Source organism: Gemmiger gallinarum, from assembly GCF_014982805.1.
Lineage (GTDB): Bacteria > Bacillota > Clostridia > Oscillospirales > Ruminococcaceae > Gemmiger > Gemmiger gallinarum.
This window is the reverse complement of record NZ_JADCKC010000001.1, coordinates 821,212-839,309: the sequence shown is the minus strand read 5'-3', so window position 1 is coordinate 839,309 and position 18,098 is coordinate 821,212. Positions and strand designations below refer to the sequence as shown.

Here is an 18,098-nt window from a genome sequence, read left to right as displayed (position 1 = left end):
TTCTGCCTGTGCCCGGCGCACGGCAAAGCTCAGCTCTTGCGGATGAACTGGGTGCCGCATTTGGGGCAGGTGATGGAGACACGGCCCCGTCCCTTGGGGATGCGGATGGACTGCTTGCAGTGGGGGCACTTGAAGTAACGGTAAGTACCGCGCTGGGCAAAGCGGGTGCGCAGACGGCCGAACCAGCCGCGGACGGCGCTGCTGCGGGCCAGATACCACTGATTTTCGGCGTAGCGCTTCTGGATATTGCGGCTGAACATGCGGTAGTAGCTGTAGATCAGGACTGCCAGACCCACATAGTAGAGAATTCCCGATACAAACATGCCCAGAATCAGCAGCACCAAAGCCATAATGGACAGGAACATGCTGAACTGGTCGCTTCCGTAACGCCCGGACATAAAGCGCTGGAACCATGCTTTCATAAAAACGTCATCCTTTTCTGCAGTTGTCAGTTTTGCCGGCGGCCGTAAAGGAAGGCTTGCCGGGGCCGGGCGCGGCATCAGAATGGCAGGCCTGCGGCTTCCATTGGATGGGGACTCTCCGGCAGGACAGGCAAATTCTGTCACTCGTGCTCCGACGATGCTATTATTTCACAAATTTGTGGTCAATTCGTGAACGGTATCCAAACAGTACGTGAACAATTCCCACAAAACGGCTGCCGCAGGCGGGTTTACGGGCCCTGACCCGGGCGCAAAAGTTGTAAAACCTTGGCCATGGGACTGGTACGCAGGGGAACAACGTGGTAATATGAGGATATCACGCCCGCCGGAATGCGGGCATAATCGGGAGATCGGATGCTATGAAACATGATGTCTGTCTGCGTATGGCGGCAGCGGTCACAGCGGTGCTGCTGCTGGTATCCTGCCGGCTCACGCAGCCTGTGGAGGACCCGGCGGAGGATCAGACGCCTGAGACCGGGGAGTCGGCGCGCACCGGCACGCTGCTGATGGACTTCACCTCGGGCAGCAATGTGGAGGACGTGCGTCCCGTTGAACAGGAACAGGGCATCGCAATGTCCGACCTGTGCAGCACGCTGGAAGAAATCACCGGTATCCAGTTCGATTTTACGGTGACGATGGACCAGGCAGGCTGTACCGTCACCTGGCAGGAGAGCTCCGCTCTCATCCAGGGAGAAACCCCGCAGGATGAGCAGCAGGACTACGTCTTTTACGACGACGGCCTGCTGCGCTGGTTCATGCTGGATACCGTCTGGCGCAACCTGACCGAGGAATTCGGCGCGGCGCAGGTGGTCTATACCGGCCCGGACGGGGCTGCTCTCCAGTTGGAGGAACCCTGGCCGCTGGGGGACTTTGACCTGTCGGAGCCCTATCGCGGCAGTGCCTGGTACTGTGCACAGTACACCGATGCCGACTGGCAAACCGACGGCCTGCCTTCCGGCTGAAACCACAAAGACACGTTCATTATACTACAAAGGTCTTGCCGGGAACAAGACCGGCTTTTTCAGGCCGTGCGATCCCCGGCAGAGACCGCTGAACCGCACAACAAAATATTGCAGCACACCGCCGCAGGCAGCGCAGCCGGGAGCCTTCCGGCTGCTGTGCCGGCGGTATTTTTCTCTTTTGAAAAGGAAGCGCACAAAGGAAAACATGTGGTTTCCTTAAGCTAACTTTTTTCTTGCGCCGGCGGATGTTTTGTTGTACAATGTCGGTGCTGCGGCAATACTGCAGCCAAAAGCCAAGCAAAACGAACAAATGCGCCCGCCATGCCGGACGCGGGGGAGGGAACCCTTGACCAGATTACAGCAGCAGATTCAGGCCATGACCGACTATTTTCAGCGGGGATGCAAGGGGGACGGCCCCGGCACCGTGGGGGTGGAGGTGGAACACCTCTTGACCACCGGCGACGGCACCCCGGCCACCTTTGAACAGGTGCAGGCCGTCATGCATGCCCTGCAGCAGCCCGACGACAAGGACATCATCATTGACGGCCTCTATATGGGCTATGCTGCACCGCAGTATGCCCTGTCACTGGAACCGGCCTGCCAGATCGAGATCAGCATGATGCCCGCAACGGATGTGGGAGACATCCAGCGCCTTTACCGGGACTTCTCCGCCCGGTTTGCAGCGGCTGCCGGAGCACAGGGGCTGCGGGTATGGCATGTGGCCTGTCATCCCACCCGGCGGGCCGACGACCTGCCCCTCATCCCCAAGGAACGCTACCGGGAGATGGACCGCTACTTTCAGACCAGCGGCAGCCACGGCAGACAGATGATGCGGGCCACAGCCTCCACCCAGGCATCCATCGACTACTTCAGTGAGGAAGACTTTGTCCGCAAGTACCGCGCCGCCTGTATTCTGGCGCCGCTGTTCGCGCTGCTCACCGACAACGCGCCGTACTACGAGGGGAAAACCAATACCCGCCCCAGCATCCGCACCCGCATCTGGCAGGATGTGGATCCCGACCGCTGCGGCGTGGTGCCCTGCCTGATGGAGCCGGACTTCGGCTTTGCCGCCTATGCGAAGCACCTGCTGGGTCAGCCCCTCATTGTGGCAAAGCACGGCGACCGCACCGAGGCCGTCGGCCGCCGCACTGCCGCGGAGGTCTACGACGGTTCCCTCACCGACGCCGACATCGAGCACATCCTCTCCATGTTCTTTTACGATGTGCGCCTGAAACATTATATTGAAATCCGCTCGGCGGACTGCATGCCCGAGCCCTATTTGTCCGCCTACGCCCAGCTGGTGCTGACGCTCTTCTCCTGCCCGAAGGCCCTTGCCGCCGTGACCGAACGCTATGCAGGCACCACGGTGGAGGACATCCGTGCAGCGGGGGAGGCTGTCTGCCGTGCAGGATACGACGCCCGGGTCTATGGCCATTCCGCCGCCGGGGAACTGGACTGGCTGATGGAGACGGCAACCGCCTGCGCTGCAGGAGAGAGGGAGGCGCAGCGCCTTCGCCCGCTGGCAGAGCTGGCCGCCGCACGCACCACATTGCGAGAAAGGAACAACCATGACAGAACAACAGTTTGACCGGGAGTACTTGGATGCCATCCAGGCCGCCCCGGAACGCAGCGACCGGGAATACCGGGCGCTGGTGAAATATATGCAGGGTTCCACGGCCATTCACCACGGGGAGTATGTCCGCACCTGCCTCCTGCCCAAAATCTTTACCGAGAGCACCTTTGCCCGGTTTGCCGCGGACATCCGGGTTTTGTACGGCATCTTCCGCAAGGTGATGGATGCCTATTTTGCCGATCCGTCCTACCGGGCCCTCTTCGGCTTTGATGCCCGCACCGAGGAGCTGATTCTGCGCAGCCATCACGCCGAATCCATGCTGCCCATGGCCCGCATCGACTTTTTCTACAACGAGGAGACGGGGGATTACAAGTTCTGCGAGTTCAACACCGACGGCTCCAGCGCCATGAACGAGGACCGGGAACTCCACAACGCCCAGCGCCTGTCCACCGTCTACCGGGCGTTCACCGCCGCCCACAGCACCCGCACCTGTGAGCTGTTCGACAGCTGGGTGGATGCCTTTGTGGGCGTCTGGAAGCGTGTCCGCAAAACCGACCACCTGCCCCGGGTGGCCATTGTGGACTTTATGGAGTGCGGCACCGTCAACGAGTTTGGGATCTTCCGGGAGCACTTTGAACAGAAGGGCCTGCAAGCCGAGGTCTGCGATGTGCGGGAGCTGCAATACAAAGACGGCCGCCTGCTGGGCAAGTCGGGACTGCCGGTGGATGCCATCTACCGCCGCGCCGTGACCAGCGACATCCTCGACCATTACGACCAGAGCAGCGCCCTGCTGGACGCAGTGCGGGACGACGCCGTGCTGCTGGTGGGGGACTTCCACACCCAGCTGGTGCACAACAAGACCATCTTCCGGGTGCTGCAGCATCCCGCCACCCTGGCTCTTCTGACGCCGGAGGAGCAGGCTTATGTACACGCTCATGTGCCGGTGACCATGTCCTTTGCCAAGGCAGACCCGGAACAGGTCATCCGGGAGAAGGACGCCTGGATCTTGAAGCCCCTGGATTCCTACGGCTCCCGGGGCGTCTACGCCGGGGTGGAGTACGACGCCGAGGGTTGGCGTCAGGCAGTGGAGAGCATCACCGACCGGGAGGGTTACCTGCTGCAGGAATTTTATATGCCCTATGTCACCGAAAACTACGGCTTTCTAGGTGACAGCTTCCAGAAAGCGCGGTATTATAATCTTACCGGCGTCTATGTCTACGACGGCACCGCGCAGGGCGTCTACTCCCGGGTGTCGCTGACGCCCATCATCTCCTCCCAGTACAGCGAGAAGACTCTGCCCACCCTGATCGTGAAGGCCTGACCCTTGTATGGCAGGCCGGACTTTGTGGAATACTGATACCGACGGGCCCCGGCCCGCAGTATCCGCAAAGGAGGCCGAGCCATGCGGGAAACCTCATACAAGACGGTCATTGCCGAAATGACCGTCCGTGCCCTGTGGGAGACCCAGAACGTCATGGACTGCATCCCGGACGAAATCTGGGACAAGGAATATGCAGGCTCTCCCTTGTGGCAGCATGTCTACCATATGCTGCACAAGCTGGACCAGTGGTTCATCAATCCCCGGGACGAGGATTTTGTGGAGCCGCCCATCCATTCCCCGTCCCTGGACGACCTGGAGACCTATCCGGCCACCCGCCTGGGACGCAGCCAGATGGAGGAGTACTTTTACACCATCAAGGCCAAACTCTCCCTCTATCTCAACGCTCTCCACGATGAAGATCTGCTGCAACGACCGGAGCACTGCGAGTGGACCCGCTTCACCCTGATCCTGGCCCAGTACCGGCATTTGCATCTCCATCTGGGCATGCTCATGGGCTTTGTGGTGTGTGTGACCGGCCTCTGCCCCCGGACGCTGGACCTGGGCAACGACTTTCCCAAAGGCCCCTACGACCCTTACCTCTGACCGCCGCCCGGCGGCCCTACATAAAAAAGGAACCGGATACCATGAAACGACGCTTTCTCTGCCTGGCAGCTGCATTGCTTCTGCTGCTGACTGCCTGCGGTGCACAGGACACCGCCCCCACCCTGGAAGTGACCCTTCCCAACACGGAAGTCCCGGTGGCCTTTTCCGGCTGCGATGTGGAGGAGGGGCGTATCGACCTCTGGATGGACCCCGACCAGACCCCCGAGACCGCCGCATACTATACGGCGGACGGACGCCCCCAGCTGTGTTTTTCCGGAGTGACGGAGGAAGAGGTGGAGGTCCGCTTTGCCCAGCCCTATGAGACGGGCATGCGCCTGTATACCGACAATGTCATCATGCCCAAGCTGGATTACAAGGCCACCCGGCAGGAGGATACCCTCACGGTCCAGCTGAAAACGGTGTACTACTACCTCATCACCGTCACGACGGAGGAGGGCATGGACCGCTTTGTGATTTCCACCACCCTTGATTGAACCGGATAACATTGCACCAAAAGGACCGGATGCCTTTGCCACTGTGCGGCGGGCATCCGGCCCTTTTTGGGTAACGGGGAAAACAGACAGGGAGGGAGAAAAGTTGTCTACCCTTGACAAACACTCCCGGGACAGGTACAGTAGAGAAAGTTTGAGTTTACACAAGGACAGGACGGTATCAGATGAAGAAAATCTTGCTTTTGGCCACCGGCGGAACCATCGCCTGCAAACCTACCGAACATGGTCTTGCACCTGCCATCAAAGCGGAGGAACTGCTGCAGTCGGTGCCGGAGCTGGCCGGGATGTGCAGCATCGACACGCTGCAGCTCTACGACCTGGATTCCACCAACATCGGGCCGGAACAGTGGTGCGGTATGGCGGCCGCCATCCGGGACAGGTACGACGCCTACGACGGTTTTGTCCTGGCCCACGGCACCGATACCATGGCCTATACGGCGGCGGCCCTCAGCTACATGATCCAGAATACCGCCAAGCCCATCGTCCTCACCGGCAGCCAGAAGTCCATCTATAACCGGGACACCGATGCCCGCAACAATCTGCTCCATGCCTTTGCCTATGCCACGGCGCCGGGGGCCTGGGGCGTGCAGATCGTCTTTGACAACAAGGTCATTCTGGGAACCCGGGCTCGCAAGGTGCGCAGCAAAAGCCTGGATGCCTTTTCCAGCATCGACTATCCCGAGACCGCGGTGTTCCGGGATGACCGCCTGATTTTCTTCCTGCCCACCCCCACCGGCCTGCCTCCGGTGCGGTTTTACACCGAACTGGACCCGGCGGTCTTTGTGCTGCGGCTGGTGCCTGGGATGGGCGCGGACATTTTCGCCGCGCTGGCGCCCCATTACCGGGCTGTGGTCATCGAGGGCTTCGGCGTGGGCGGCCTGCCCGGCGGAAAGGACGGTCCCATGCTCCATGCCGTGCGGGAGTGGCTGGCAGGTGGCCGTCTGGCGGTCTTTTCCACCCAGGTCCAGCACGAGGGCAGCGACCTGTCGGTGTATGAGGTGGGCCGCATTGCCCGGGAACTCCCCGGTGTGCTGGAGGCCCGGGACATGACCCCCGAGGCGGTGGTCACCAAGCTGATGTGGGCCCTGGCCCAGACCGGCGACCCTGCCCAGGCGCAGCGGCTGTTTACCATTCCGGTGCAGCACGACCTGCTGTGAACCCTTACATAACAAGCCAAGAGGATAAAAAGAAAACCTCCGTTTTCGGCCCGCACATGGCCGAAACGGAGGTCTTTTGTTTGTGCGCAGCTCCGGCAGAAAACAAACCGCAAAATCCCGGCGGGAAAGGGGACTCGCACATCCGGGCAATGCCCGGTGTCCCAAAGCACCGGTACCTGCGCTGTCTTGCAGCGCCTTTGGATACCGGCAAGCTTCCCCGGAACCTTTGTTTTCTGTGTCGCACGCGCGTTGCCCGTTCCTGCCGCTTGCACACTGCGGCGGGGCGGGTCCTTGTTTATCCCGGCCGGATTGCCGGGCAATCGGCATTCTTCCCTCTAAAATGCCCAATACGAAGATGGTAATGTTATGGAATGGCGCGCCTTACAGCTCCGCCAGAATGGCGTCGCCCATGGCCGAGCAGCCGATCTTTTCGCAGCCGGGCTGCCAGATGTCGGCGGTGCGCAGGCCCTTGTCCAGCACCGTGTTGACGGCGGCCTCGATCTCGTCGGCCTCCGCCGCCATGCCGAAGCTGTACCGCAGCATCATGACCGCGGACAGGATGCAGGCGATGGGGTTGACGATGTCCTGCCCTGCAATGTCGGGGGCAGAGCCGTGGATGGGCTCGTACAGCCCGCAGCTGCCGGCGCCCAGACTGGAGGACGGCACCATGCCGATGGAACCGGTAATTTCGCTGGCCTCGTCGGACAAAATGTCGCCGAACATGTTCTCGGTAACGATGACATCAAACTGGGACGGGTCCTTGCAGATCTGCATGGCGGCATTGTCCACGAACATTTCCCGGTACTCCACATCGGGGTACTCGGCCTGCAGCCGGTGCATGACCTTGCGCCACAGGCGGCTGGTGTCCAGGACGTTTGCCTTGTCCACGCAGGTCAGGCGCTTGCGGCGCTTCATGGCCGTCTCAAAGCCGATGCGGCCGATGCGCTCGATCTCGTGCTCGGAGTAGCTCATCACGTCGGTGGCCTTCTCCTCGCCGTTTTCAGTCTCGGTCTTGTGCTCGCCGAAGTAGACGCCGCCGATGAGCTCCCGCACCACGATAAAGTCGATGCCCTTGTCCACGATCTCCTTCTTCAGGGGGCTGGCGTCGGCCAGCTGGGGCCAGATTTTGGCCGGGCGGTTGTTGGAGTAAAGCCCCATCCCGGCGCGCAGCCGGAGCAGGCCTTTTTCGGGGCGCTTGTCCCCGGGCATGCCCTCCCATTTGGGGCCGCCCACCGCGCCCAGCAGGACGCTGTCGGAGGCCAGGCACTTGTCCAGCTCGCTCTGGGGCAGGGGGTCACCGAACTTGTCGATGGCCTCGCCGCCCATCCAGGCGCGGGTGTAGGTGAAGGTATGGCCGTGCTTTTCGGCGATCTTGTCCAGCACACGGACCGCCTGGGTCACGATCTCGGGGCTGGCGCAGTCACCGTAGATCAGTGCAATGTTTTTCTCCATGACAAGCCCCTCCTTATGCCTTTTCTTTGAGAGAATTCATCAGGCCGCCCGCCGCGATGATCTTCTGGATGAAGGGCGGGAACGGCTCGGCCTCAAAGGTCTGGCCGGTGGTCTCGTCGGTGATGACGCCGGTGTCAAAGTTGACGCTCACCACGTCGCCCTCCCGGATGGCGTCGCTGGCGGCGGGGCATTCCAGAATGGGCAGGCCGATGTTGATGGCGTTGCGGTAGAAGATGCGGGCAAAGTCCTTGGCAATGACGCAGGAGATGCCCGCCGCCTTGATAGCCACCGGTGCGTGCTCCCGGGAGGAGCCGCAGCCGAAGTTTTTGCCGCCCACCATGATGTCGCCGTCCTGGACGCGGGTGACAAAGGTTTTGTCAATGTCCTCCATGCAGTGAGCAGCCAGCTCTTTGGGACTCTGGGTGTTCAGGTAACGTGCGGGGATGATAACGTCGGTGTCGATGTTGTCCCCGTAGCGGAAAACAGTGCCTTTCGCGTTCATGTTCAAACCTCCCTGGGATCGGTGATGTAACCGGTCAGCGCGCTGGCTGCGGCGGTGGCGGGGCTGGCCAGATAGACCTCGCTGTCCACATGGCCCATGCGCCCGATGAAGTTGCGGTTGGTGGTGGAGACGCAGCGCTCGCCCTGGGCCAGAATGCCCATGTAGCCGCCCAGGCAGGGACCGCAGGTGGGGGTGGAGACGATGCACCCGGCATCGATGAAGGCGGTGGTGTAGCCGCGGACGATGCACTCCCGGTAGACGGCCATGGTGGCGGGAATGATGATGCCCCGCACGCCCTTGGCGATCTTTTTGCCCTTGAGAATGTTGTAAGCGGCCTCCATGTCCTCGATGCGGCCGTTGGTGCAGGAGCCGATGACCACCTGGTCGATCTTGATGTCCCTGCCCTCTTGGGCGGGGTGGGTGTTCTCGGGCAGGTGGGGGTAGCTGACGGTGGGCTCCAGGGCGTCGAGATCGATGACCACGGTGCGCTCGTACTCGGCGTCGGGGTCGGCCTCGTACTTGACCCAGGGGCGCTGGCTGCGGGCTTTCAGGTAGGCCTCGCAGGCTTCGTCCACCGGGAAGATGCCGTTCTTGGCACCGGCCTCAATGGCCATGTTGCAGATGCACAGGCGGTCCTCCATGGTCAGGCTCTTGACACCTTCGCCCACAAACTCCAGACTCTTGTACAGGGCACCGGATACGCCGATCTCGCCGATGAGGTGAAGGATGACATCCTTGCCCGCCACCGGGGGATGGAGGGCGCCCTTCAGCTCCACCTTGATGGCGGAGGGTACCTTGAACCATGCCATGCCGGATGCCATGCCGGCGGCCATATCGGTGGAGCCCACACCGGTGGAGAAGGCCCCCACCGCACCGTAGGTGCAGGTGTGGCTGTCGGCGCCGATGATGCAGTCGCCGGCGGTGACGATGCCCTGTTCGGGGAGCAGGGCATGCTCGATGCCCATGGTGCCCACGTCAAAGAAGTTGAGGATGTCGTACTTGTTGGCGAACTCCCGGCACTGCTTGGACTGCTGGGCGCTCTTGATGTCCTTGTTGGGGACAAAGTGGTCAAGCACGATGTTGACGCGGGTCTTGTCAAAGACACCGGTAAAGCCGGCCTTTTCAAACTCGTTGATGGCAACGGGGGTGGTGATGTCGTTGCCGAGGACGATGTCCAGCTTGGCGTTGATGAGCTGGCCCGCCTTGACCGACGCTTCGCCGCAGTGGGCGGCGAGAATTTTCTGAGTCATGGTCATTCCCATGGCAAAAACCTCCTGTTGTGGAAAGTGGAAAACTCACTTGTTGTTGATGGCACTGACCAGCGCCTTGATGCCGGCCACGATGATGTCGGTGTCGGTGCCGCAGCCCCAGGTCTCGGCGCCGCTGGCCCATTTCAGGCCCACATAGCTGCATGCGCGGCTGTCGGTGTCGGAGTCCAGGGCGTGCTCGCTGTAATGCACCAGGGTGAAGTGCATGCCGGTTTCGCGCTCGATGGCAGTGGCCACAGCGTCCAGACGACCGTTGCCGTCAGCGGTGCAACTGACGATCTTGCCGTCGATGGAGAGGGTGACCTCCGCGGCGATCTTGTCGCTGCCGCCCTGCTGTTTGAAGTGGGCCTCGGTGACATTGAGGGGAATGGTGTGGTTGAGGTAGCTGCGCTCAAAGACGTAGAGCACTTCCTCCACGCTGAGTTCGCGGTGCTCGCGGTCGGAAACGTCCTTGACCTTGTAGCCCAGGTCCTCCCGCATGCGGGGCGGGGGATTGTAGCCGTACTTCTGCTGGAGCAGGAAGCCGATGCCGCCCTTGCCGCTCTGGGAGTTGATGCGGATGACATCGGCGTCGTAGGTGCGGCCGATGTCGTGGGGGTCGATGGGAATATAGGGGCAGGTCCACTGGTGAAGGTTATGATCCTTGCGCCAGTTCATGCCCTTGGCGATGGCGTCCTGATGGCTGCCGCTGAACGCCGCAAAGACCAGGCTGCCGGCGTAGGGGGTGCGCTCGTAGACGTGCATGCGGGTGACCCGCTCGTAAGTTTCGCAGATGGCGGGCATGTTGGAAAAATCCAGGTGGGGGTCCACACCGTGGCTGTACATATTCATGGCCAGGGTGATGGCGTCCACGTTGCCGGTGCGCTCACCGTTGCCGAAGAGGCAGCACTCGATGCGCTGGGCACCGGCCAGGACGGCCAGCTCGGCGTCGGCCACACCGCAGCCCCGGTCGTTGTGGGGATGGGTGGAGAGGATGACGCTGTCCCGGTATTTCAGATGCTTGGAGCACCACTCAATCTGGTTGGCGTAGATGTGGGGCATGCTCATCTCCACCGTGACCGGCAGGTTGATGATCATGGGCCGGTCGGGGGTGGGCTGCATGATGTCGAGAACGGCGTTGCAGACCTCCACGGCGTATTCCGGCTCGGTGCCGGTGAAGCTTTCGGGGCTGTACTCAAACAGGAAGTTGCCCTCGTACTCCTCGCTGAGCTGCTTAACCAGCTTGGCGCCGTCCACGGCGATCTGCTTGATCTCTTCCTTGGATTTCTTAAAGACCTGCTCCCGCTGGGCCACGCTGGTGGAGTTGTAGAAGTGGATGACCGCCCGGGGCGCGCCCTGCACCGCCTCAAAGGTCTTGCGGATGATGTGATCCCGGCACTGGGTGAGGACCTGCACCGTCACATCGTCGGGAATGCGCTTTTCATCGATGAGCTTGCGGAGGAACTCATACTCGGTCTCGCTGGCGGCGGGGAAGCCCACCTCGATCTCCTTGAAACCGATTTTGATGAGCATGTCGTAGAATTCCAGCTTTTCCTCCAGGCTCATGGGAACGATCAGGCTCTGGTTGCCGTCGCGCAGGTCAACGCTGCACCAGGCGGGAGCTTTCTCGATGTGGTCCTTCATGGTCCACTCGTAGACATGGCCCGGCTCCACCGGCGGGGGATAATAACCGACATGGTATTTGCTTGCGTCCATCATAATGAAACAGCCTCCTTCTTGCTCAGCTACATTGCTGTGGCGCTCGGCCTTTGGAAGGAGGCAACAAAAAAACCGTCCCTCAAAGGCTCTTTGCCTTTGAGAGACGGGAAACAAATCAATTTGCCGTACCCGCGGTACCACTCTCATTGCTGACGGAAACTCCGGCAGCCGCTCTGTACGATCAGCTATTTCCGACGGAAAAGCGAATCGCGCCTGCATGATAACGGACAGGTTCCGTCCGCGCCTAACACAACGCTGTGCTCAGTACGGATGCTCAGGGGCCAGTGACGCGAACCTGTCCGCACCGCCTTGCACCAACCGGCGACTCTCTTGAGCTGGAACTGGGAACGCTTTTTCCCCGTCAACGCATGTGAACTTGATGGGATAAAGTCTAGCAGGTTTCAGCGGCAGTGTCAAGAAGAAAAGCTGTATTATTTTCAGACTTTGTGCATGCCACATAATTTGAACGGCTTCCATTTGTGCATGGTGCGCATGAATCGGGAAGACTTTCCCCGGGAACATGCCGCAGGAATGGGCTTCTTTCACAGCTCTGCCCTATGTCGGAGCTGGAAATCTGTGCCCAGGGGCCGAAGGGCTGCTGTTTTGAAAATGTAAAAATATACAGATAAAATAATCCCCGCTCCCTTGTCGGTTCGGACAGGAAAGCGGGGGGGCAGATCGGCATGCTTGTCAATTGCGGGAGCATTTTTCCGCGTCGATGGCCAGCACTACCATCAGGGCGCAGAGGGCGTCCCGGTCATATTCCGTCTCAATGGTGTAAGTGTCGGTCCAGTTGAACAGCTCCTTGGCGATGACGGCGGCGGGGGAGCCGTCCGCCCGCTGGATCTGATAGTCCCATTCCAGCCAGTTGCCCTCCACATGCCAACCGTTGAAGTCGATGTTGTACCGCGGCTGAAGAAAGCTGAACTCCTTTTGCAGCATCCCTACATACTGTTCCCCGATGTAAAACTCAAACTTGGGCAGAAAGGTCAGCACCACCTGCTTGACAGTGGCGATGTGCTCTCCCCGGGCGTTAAGGATGTGCAGGGTGTGGCCCCAGCTCAGCTGGCCTTCCACAGTAAAGAGGACCGAGCCGTCCTGACCATAGATGTCGTAGCTGTCGAACCAGGAGAAAAAGCGCTGCTTGAAATACAGTTTCATAAGGGCCTCCTTTCAGGGTCAGGCGGCTTCGTCGGTGGGAACTTCCTCGGGAACCTCGGCGGTGGTGCGGGGCGTCAGGGACATGGGATCCGGCAGGTCGCCGTTCTGGATCTGCTGCAGGACGGTGGGCACGCCGGGGAAGAACTTGGCGATACCGGAGCCCTTGCAGTGCAGACCGTCAAAGAAATCGCTCTCCTCCAACCCCTCGATGAGGGTGGGGTCATAGCTGCCGTAAAGGGGCACACCGTTCTGGGCGCAGTATTCGCGGACCCAGTTTTCCACCTCAAAGAAGCCCTTGTGGAGATCCGTCTCATTGAGCAGATAGTTGTACAGGTAGGGGTGCCAGGGGCTCAGCACCAGAATGACCGTCGTGCCTTGGCTGCGGGCGTAGCGGATGAAGGCGTCAAAGGCCTTGCACTGGGTATCGCTCAATGCATCAAACCCTTCCATGTGTACGCTGTTGAAGGTGGGGCAGGCCTCGGCGGCCTTGGTCAGCACCTGCTCCACCGGCAGATTGCGGAAGTTCACGTCGTACAGCACGCTGCCGTCGGAGCGCTTGATGGCGGACTGCTGCTGCTGGGGATCACCTTCCACGGGGTTGAAGTCGATGGAGTTGCCGTCCTCATCGGTGATGGTGGCCTGCCCCCGGTTTTTGAAGTAGTAGGAGACATTTCCCTGGAAATAAGCGGGCTCAGCCAGAGCCTTCCACAACTCTACCTTGTCAGGCTCTTCGTAGTCGGTTTCAATGCCCAGAACGTTGGTCAGAAATTCATCGTACAGCTCGGCGTCGGCGCGGGAGTCGAAGGCGTTTTCACTGTCGTAGAAGACCCAGGGATCAACGCTCCACAGCAGGACTTTGGGGGCCTTGCCGTAGGAGACCATCTTGTAATAGCTGGTCATGTTGTCCCGCACGTCAGCGCCTGTGACGCCCATGTTGAAAAAACTGTCGGAGCCCACCAGCTCGCTGGTGAACTGCAGCACACGGCTGGAACCGATGCCGATGACCTCCGGCGCCTCAGCTACATCCTGTGCGTAAAGCTGTACCACCTGGCGCTCGTCCATCTGCTCAAAGTTGGTGACATCGTAGCCCTGCAGCATGAGATCGACGATGCGCCGCGGGGCCAGAGCCCCCTGAAACAGGCCGCTGCAGTCCACGTTGTAGCTGAACGCCACCATAAACACAACGATGGGCACCAGCAGCAAACACTTGACCAGCGTCTTGCTGCCGAAGAACAGCCGCCGCAGAATCCCCTCAAAAAAGCGGCGCACAAGGCCGGGGCCTTTTTTCCGTTTACGCTTGGCCGAATGCTTGGTGGCACCGGGGACAGATGCCGTGCCGGGAGAGCGGTGGATCTGCGTGGGCGAGGTCGGAGCAGGCGTGCCGGCCGGCCGGGTTTTGTTGTTTGCCATAGTTAAGCCTCCTCCTGCCGAATCAGTAATTCTGATAAATGAATGCGGACTGACCAAACACCGCAAAGAACAGAATTGCGGCGCCCATGGCATAGTACAGCGTCCAGCGCAGCACAAAGTTTTGCTTGCGGATCCACTTGGCAACGTTGCGTCCGCCGCTCTCCACACCCAGGACGATGAGGGTGCCGCAGGTCAGCATAACGGGCAGACGGCCGTCCAGCCCGCAGCTGACCAGCAGTGAAGTGACATCCTTCCAGCCGGCCTCCAGCCCGGTCCAGCCCCGGGTAATGCCGGCATATACGGCATAGGGATCGGCGTTATAGAGGGCGCTGGCAAAAAAGACCATGCTGCCGGCAAACAGAAGGTAGACGATGACACGCTGGACCCAACGGTGCAGCAGTTCGCTGCGGCAGATGGGATTGTACCGGGCAAGGACCTCGCGGGGTTTGCGTGTTGCGACGGACAGCACCGATATGGCGCCGCAGACAAAACCCCACATCAGGTAACGCCAGTCGGCACCGTGCCACAGGCCGGACACAATAAAAATAATCATCAGGTTGAGCAGATGCCGGGCCTTGCCGCAGCGACTGCCGCCCAGAGGAAAGTAGATGTAGTCCCGGAACCAGCCGGTCATGCTGGTGTGCCACCGCCGCCAGAACTCGCCAAAGCTGGTGGATTCAAAGGGCGAGTTGAAGTTCTCGATGAGATCGTAGCCCAGGATGCGGGCGGCACCCAGGGCGATGTCGCAGCAGCCGGAAAAGTCCATGTACAGCTGCAAGGCAAACAGCAGGGAGGCGGCCAGCAGGTTGGGACCGCTCATCTGGGAAAAGTCTCCGTAGACAAAGGAGACATAGAGGGCCAGGTTGTCGGCCAGGACCATCTTTTTCACATAGCCCCATGCCATGCGGAAGGCGCCGCCCGCGCAGCGGGAATAGCTGAACCGGCGGGACTTTTCGATCTGGGGGCGCAGATGAGGATAGCGCTCGATGGGGCCGGTGATGAGGGTGGGAAAAAAGCTGACGAACATGGCGTAGTGCAGCAGATTGGGCTCCACCTTGCACCGGCGTTTGAACACGTCGATAGAATAGCTCAGGGAGGCAAAGGTGAAATAGCTCAGGCCCAGCGGCGCCACAAGGTTGAAAGAGTAGGGCTCCAACCTCTGCCCGAACAGTCCGGCCAGATTGACGATACCCAGGTCAAACAGATCCCAGTATTTGTAGAACAGCAAAATGCCCAGAGCGGTGAAAATGGCTGCCAGCAGAAACAGGACCCGGACGGCCTTGTTTTTGCTGCTGCCGATGGCAAGGCCGCAGGCCCAAGTCACCACGGTGGCACCCAACAGTACAGGGACGAGAGCGCGGTTTTCCGGCGAATAGCAGAAAAACGCATAGCTGGCGATGAGCAGAAAATAGGGCCGTGCCACACGGGGAAGGGCGTAGTTCAGCACGGCAACCGCAGCGAAAAAACCGAGAAACAACAGGGTAGTTATTGACACGTCACATTCACATCCAGCCGCCGCAAAGGGCAATTTTTACCACGGTTTTGTAGGTCGACAGATAAAAAACAGCTGTCCCGCAGCGGAAACCGCAAGCACTGCAGGACAGTAGTGTTATTTGGATTGCATCCGGTTTTCCAGGTCGCGGACACGTTTTTCCAAAATGGCGTTGGCCTGGGTCAAGCGGCGGCATTTTTCCGCCAGCTGGCTGATGGCGATGCTGAGGCTCAGCAGGACCACCAGCACAAAGCAGAACATCAACAGAAATACCAGGTTGACCGGCATTTCCACGTCCAGCAGGTCTCGCAGCACATACACCACATAGGGGCACGCGGCAAAGATGACCAGCACGATGGAAAGGCCCAGCCACAAAAGACTGTATTTGACGGTCATCAGGCCTTTTTTCAGAAAGATAAAGATAATGACCAGCAGCGCCAGCGCACCGACCAGCATGCATGCCTGAAATTGTAAGGTCATGGTGGTTCCTCCCAGATGATATTGGCGGGGGTCAGTGTCCGGCCCCATGACGCTGGCGGCGGATGGCCAGCCGGTCAATGATGAGGGACAGCGATACCTTGAGCATGTAATAGACGCTCTTCACCGCCGAGATGCTGGACACGCCGCCCAGGCGCTCGTGCATGACGACGGGAGCTTCCCCCACCCGGAAGCCCTGCAGGCTTGCGGCCAGGATGGCTTCCGGCTCGGGGTAGTCGGGGGCGTAGTGATCGGCAAAATAGGCGGTCATCTCGGCGCTGGTGGCGCGGAAGCCGCTGGTCACATCGGCCACCTTGCGCCCGCAGAGCAGCCGGATCATGGCGCTCAAAAAGCGGATGCCCACCCGGCGCATGAAGCTGGTCTGGAAGCCCTCGTGGGTGATGAACCGGCTGCCGATGCACATATCCAGCTTGCCGGAGAGCACCGGCTCCACCACGGTGGCCAGATAGGCGGGGTCGTGCTGACCGTCGCCGTCCATCTGCACCGTCACGTCGTAGCCGTGCAGGCGGGAATACTGGTACCCGCACTGTACGCCGCCCCCGATGCCCAGGTTGACGGGCAGGTCCAGAAAGTTGTAGCCGTGACTGCGCAGCAGCTCGGCGCTGTGGTCGGTGGAGCAGTCGTTGATGACCAGATAGTCTGCCCAGGGGCAGGTCTCGCGCAGATGCTCCACCACGCGGACAATGTTGTCCTGCTCGTTGTAGCAGGGGATCAGGACAAGGATCTTTGCGGAAGTATTCAAAAGGGCACCTCACATCCGGCACGCCGGGGCGTGACCAAATCGATTGCAGGATCACGGCAGAAGACTCAGTCCGCTTTGCCGTCCAGAATAAACGTCTCCAGGCGCTTGAGCAGCATGCTGCGCCGGTAGTGGGTAAGATAGTAGGCCTTGGCATTTTCGCCCATACGGGCGCGCTCCTCGGGCGGAGCGTTGTACAGATCCAGAAGGCTCTTTGCCAGGGTATCCACATCGCAGGCGGGGCAGGCGGGACCGCATCCGGCAGCCCGGATGGCCGCATAGCCCGCGCCGTCCATGCTGGCAATGACCGGCTTTCCGGCGGCCATGTAGCTGGCGACCTTGGCAGGCACCGTCAGCCCCAGGTCGGGGGAGTCGGACAGGGACACGATCAGGGCGTCAGCCAGGGTGGTAAAGCGGGGAATGTCCGTCGCGGGGACGCTGCCGCAGAAGGTTACGCAGTCCCCGGCGTTCAGCTCGGCCACCAGGCTGGTCAGGGCATCCCGGCTCATGCCGTCGCCCACCAGCAAAAGATGCAGGTCGGAAGCGCCCATGGCCCGGGCCCTGCACACCGCCCGGATCACTGTTTCCAGGCTCTGGGCAGGGGTAAAGGTTCCGGTGAATACCAGGTTGAACCGCCCGCCGAACCGTTCCGCCAGCGCGGCGTCCTGGATGGGCTGGGCGTAAAAATCCTCGCAGTACTGCGGGATCACCGCCACGTCGGCGGCGGATTTGCCGGTGCGCTCACACAGCCGCTTCTGCAAAGGCTCGCTCATGGCAATGAGGCGGTCACACCGGCGGTAGAGCCAGTCGCTGACCCCCTGGGCCACCGAGCGCAGGAATTTGTTTTTTACCGGCAGAACGCTGTACAGGTTTTCCGGCCAGATGTCCAGCACGTAGTTGACGCAGGGGATGTGGTGGCGCCGGGCGTAGACCACGGCAGGCCAGCACATGAGCACCGGGCTGGTGTTGAAGCAGAACACCGCGTCGTAGCCTCCCGGCAGACGGTTCAAAGACCACCGGGCGTTCCAGGGCCAGCTGACGTAATTCAGAAAGATGCGCACCGAGGTGTTGCCCTTGCGGGGAACCTCCTTGCAGCGGAACACCTGGGCGGTGCGGAAATGCTCCTCAAAGGGGCCGTGGGCGTCGTAGCCGTCAAACCATTCACCCTTGGGATAGTTGGGCAGGCCGCACAGCACATCCACCTCGATGCCGTCGGAGAGAAAGCCTTCCACAATGTCGTTGATGCGGAAATTCTCCGGCCAGAAATGCTGTGTCACGACCAGAATGCGCTTGCGCATGCGGGCAACGTC

General features: G+C 60.6%; 17 protein-coding genes. 6 read left to right on the top strand and 11 right to left on the bottom strand.

The features are described 5' to 3' along the window. Positions 1–29: 29 nt before the first annotated feature. Positions 30–422: a zinc ribbon domain-containing protein gene (locus INF35_RS03945; RefSeq protein ID WP_193500211.1), complete on the bottom strand. Its 393-nt coding sequence runs from the start codon at positions 420–422 to the stop codon at positions 30–32. Between the two features lie 377 nt (positions 423–799). On the opposite strand from INF35_RS03945, the gene INF35_RS03940 reads away from it, so the two are divergent. From INF35_RS03940 to INF35_RS03915, 6 genes are all read left to right on the top strand, one after another. Continuing rightward, on the top strand, positions 800–1,402 hold the full coding sequence (locus INF35_RS03940; RefSeq protein ID WP_193500210.1) for a hypothetical protein: 603 nt from the start codon (positions 800–802) through the stop codon (positions 1,400–1,402). A gap of 346 nt (positions 1,403–1,748) precedes the next feature. After that, the gene (locus tag INF35_RS03935; RefSeq protein ID WP_193500209.1) at positions 1,749–2,990 is read left to right on the top strand and encodes a glutamate-cysteine ligase family protein; all 1,242 of its coding nucleotides are present in this window, start codon (positions 1,749–1,751) and stop codon (positions 2,988–2,990) included. Then, positions 2,971–4,296, top strand: a complete 1,326-nt coding sequence (locus tag INF35_RS03930; RefSeq protein WP_193500208.1) for an ATP-grasp domain-containing protein — start codon at positions 2,971–2,973, stop codon at positions 4,294–4,296. The genes INF35_RS03935 and INF35_RS03930 overlap by 20 nt, the downstream gene beginning before the upstream one ends. An 81-nt stretch (positions 4,297–4,377) precedes the next feature. Next, the gene (locus INF35_RS03925; RefSeq protein WP_235983097.1) at positions 4,378–4,899 is read left to right on the top strand and encodes a DinB family protein; all 522 of its coding nucleotides are present in this window, start codon (positions 4,378–4,380) and stop codon (positions 4,897–4,899) included. 41 nt (positions 4,900–4,940) lie between these two features. After that, entirely contained in the window at positions 4,941–5,393 is a 453-nt protein-coding gene (locus INF35_RS03920) for a hypothetical protein (protein ID WP_193500207.1), read from the top strand. 182 nt (positions 5,394–5,575) lie between these two features. Beyond that, positions 5,576–6,568: an asparaginase gene (locus tag INF35_RS03915; protein ID WP_193500206.1), complete on the top strand. Its 993-nt coding sequence runs from the start codon at positions 5,576–5,578 to the stop codon at positions 6,566–6,568. Between the two features lie 381 nt (positions 6,569–6,949). On the opposite strand, the gene leuB is transcribed toward INF35_RS03915, so the two are convergent. The 10 genes from leuB to INF35_RS03865 form a co-directional block, all read right to left on the bottom strand. Further along, positions 6,950–8,020 (bottom strand): 3-isopropylmalate dehydrogenase, encoded by a 1,071-nt coding sequence (gene leuB, locus INF35_RS03910; RefSeq protein WP_193500205.1) that lies wholly within the window; start codon positions 8,018–8,020, stop codon positions 6,950–6,952. Between the two features lie 13 nt (positions 8,021–8,033). Continuing rightward, entirely contained in the window at positions 8,034–8,522 is a 489-nt protein-coding gene (gene leuD / locus INF35_RS03905; RefSeq protein ID WP_193500204.1) for a 3-isopropylmalate dehydratase small subunit, read from the bottom strand. A gap of 2 nt (positions 8,523–8,524) precedes the next feature. Further along, positions 8,525–9,784, bottom strand: a complete 1,260-nt coding sequence (gene leuC / locus INF35_RS03900) for a 3-isopropylmalate dehydratase large subunit (RefSeq protein ID WP_193500203.1) — start codon at positions 9,782–9,784, stop codon at positions 8,525–8,527. 33 nt (positions 9,785–9,817) lie between these two features. After that, a complete protein-coding gene (locus INF35_RS03895; protein ID WP_193500202.1) occupies positions 9,818–11,488 on the bottom strand; it encodes a 2-isopropylmalate synthase in 1,671 nt (556 codons plus the stop codon). A 690-nt stretch (positions 11,489–12,178) separates the two neighbouring features. After that, positions 12,179–12,649, bottom strand: coding sequence for an LURP-one-related/scramblase family protein (locus INF35_RS03890; protein ID WP_193500201.1), 471 nt, complete (start codon positions 12,647–12,649; stop codon positions 12,179–12,181). A gap of 18 nt (positions 12,650–12,667) precedes the next feature. Further along, positions 12,668–14,059, bottom strand: coding sequence for a hypothetical protein (locus tag INF35_RS03885; protein WP_193500200.1), 1,392 nt, complete (start codon positions 14,057–14,059; stop codon positions 12,668–12,670). A gap of 22 nt (positions 14,060–14,081) precedes the next feature. Then, positions 14,082–15,554, bottom strand: a complete 1,473-nt coding sequence (locus INF35_RS03880; RefSeq protein WP_193500199.1) for an MBOAT family O-acyltransferase — start codon at positions 15,552–15,554, stop codon at positions 14,082–14,084. 114 nt (positions 15,555–15,668) lie between these two features. Next, entirely contained in the window at positions 15,669–16,031 is a 363-nt protein-coding gene (locus INF35_RS03875; protein WP_193500198.1) for a DUF2304 domain-containing protein, read from the bottom strand. Positions 16,032–16,062: 31 nt separating this feature from the next. After that, entirely contained in the window at positions 16,063–16,791 is a 729-nt protein-coding gene (locus tag INF35_RS03870; RefSeq protein ID WP_193500197.1) for a glycosyltransferase family 2 protein, read from the bottom strand. A 65-nt stretch (positions 16,792–16,856) separates the two neighbouring features. After that, positions 16,857–18,086, bottom strand: a complete 1,230-nt coding sequence (locus INF35_RS03865; protein WP_193500196.1) for a glycosyltransferase family 4 protein — start codon at positions 18,084–18,086, stop codon at positions 16,857–16,859. Positions 18,087–18,098: the final 12 nt, after the last annotated feature.

What these genes read in the sequence shown, in the direction of transcription:
- INF35_RS03940 (WP_193500210.1), top strand. Translation starts at nt 800, where the DNA reads ATGAAACATGATGTCTGTCTGCGTATGGCGGCAGCGGTCACAGCGGTG.
- INF35_RS03885 (WP_193500200.1), bottom strand. Translation starts at nt 14,059, where the DNA reads ATGGCAAACAACAAAACCCGGCCGGCCGGCACGCCTGCTCCGACCTCG.
- leuC (WP_193500203.1), bottom strand. Translation starts at nt 9,784, where the DNA reads ATGGGAATGACCATGACTCAGAAAATTCTCGCCGCCCACTGCGGCGAA.
- leuD (WP_193500204.1), bottom strand. Translation starts at nt 8,522, where the DNA reads ATGAACGCGAAAGGCACTGTTTTCCGCTACGGGGACAACATCGACACC.
- INF35_RS03895 (WP_193500202.1), bottom strand. Translation starts at nt 11,488, where the DNA reads ATGATGGACGCAAGCAAATACCATGTCGGTTATTATCCCCCGCCGGTG.
- INF35_RS03945 (WP_193500211.1), bottom strand. Translation starts at nt 422, where the DNA reads ATGAAAGCATGGTTCCAGCGCTTTATGTCCGGGCGTTACGGAAGCGAC.
- leuB (WP_193500205.1), bottom strand. Translation starts at nt 8,020, where the DNA reads ATGGAGAAAAACATTGCACTGATCTACGGTGACTGCGCCAGCCCCGAG.
- INF35_RS03890 (WP_193500201.1), bottom strand. Translation starts at nt 12,649, where the DNA reads ATGAAACTGTATTTCAAGCAGCGCTTTTTCTCCTGGTTCGACAGCTAC.
- INF35_RS03930 (WP_193500208.1), top strand. Translation starts at nt 2,971, where the DNA reads ATGACAGAACAACAGTTTGACCGGGAGTACTTGGATGCCATCCAGGCC.
- INF35_RS03865 (WP_193500196.1), bottom strand. Translation starts at nt 18,086, where the DNA reads ATGCGCAAGCGCATTCTGGTCGTGACACAGCATTTCTGGCCGGAGAAT.
- INF35_RS03920 (WP_193500207.1), top strand. Translation starts at nt 4,941, where the DNA reads ATGAAACGACGCTTTCTCTGCCTGGCAGCTGCATTGCTTCTGCTGCTG.
- INF35_RS03925 (WP_235983097.1), top strand. Translation starts at nt 4,378, where the DNA reads ATGCGGGAAACCTCATACAAGACGGTCATTGCCGAAATGACCGTCCGT.
- INF35_RS03875 (WP_193500198.1), bottom strand. Translation starts at nt 16,031, where the DNA reads ATGACCTTACAATTTCAGGCATGCATGCTGGTCGGTGCGCTGGCGCTG.
- INF35_RS03915 (WP_193500206.1), top strand. Translation starts at nt 5,576, where the DNA reads ATGAAGAAAATCTTGCTTTTGGCCACCGGCGGAACCATCGCCTGCAAA.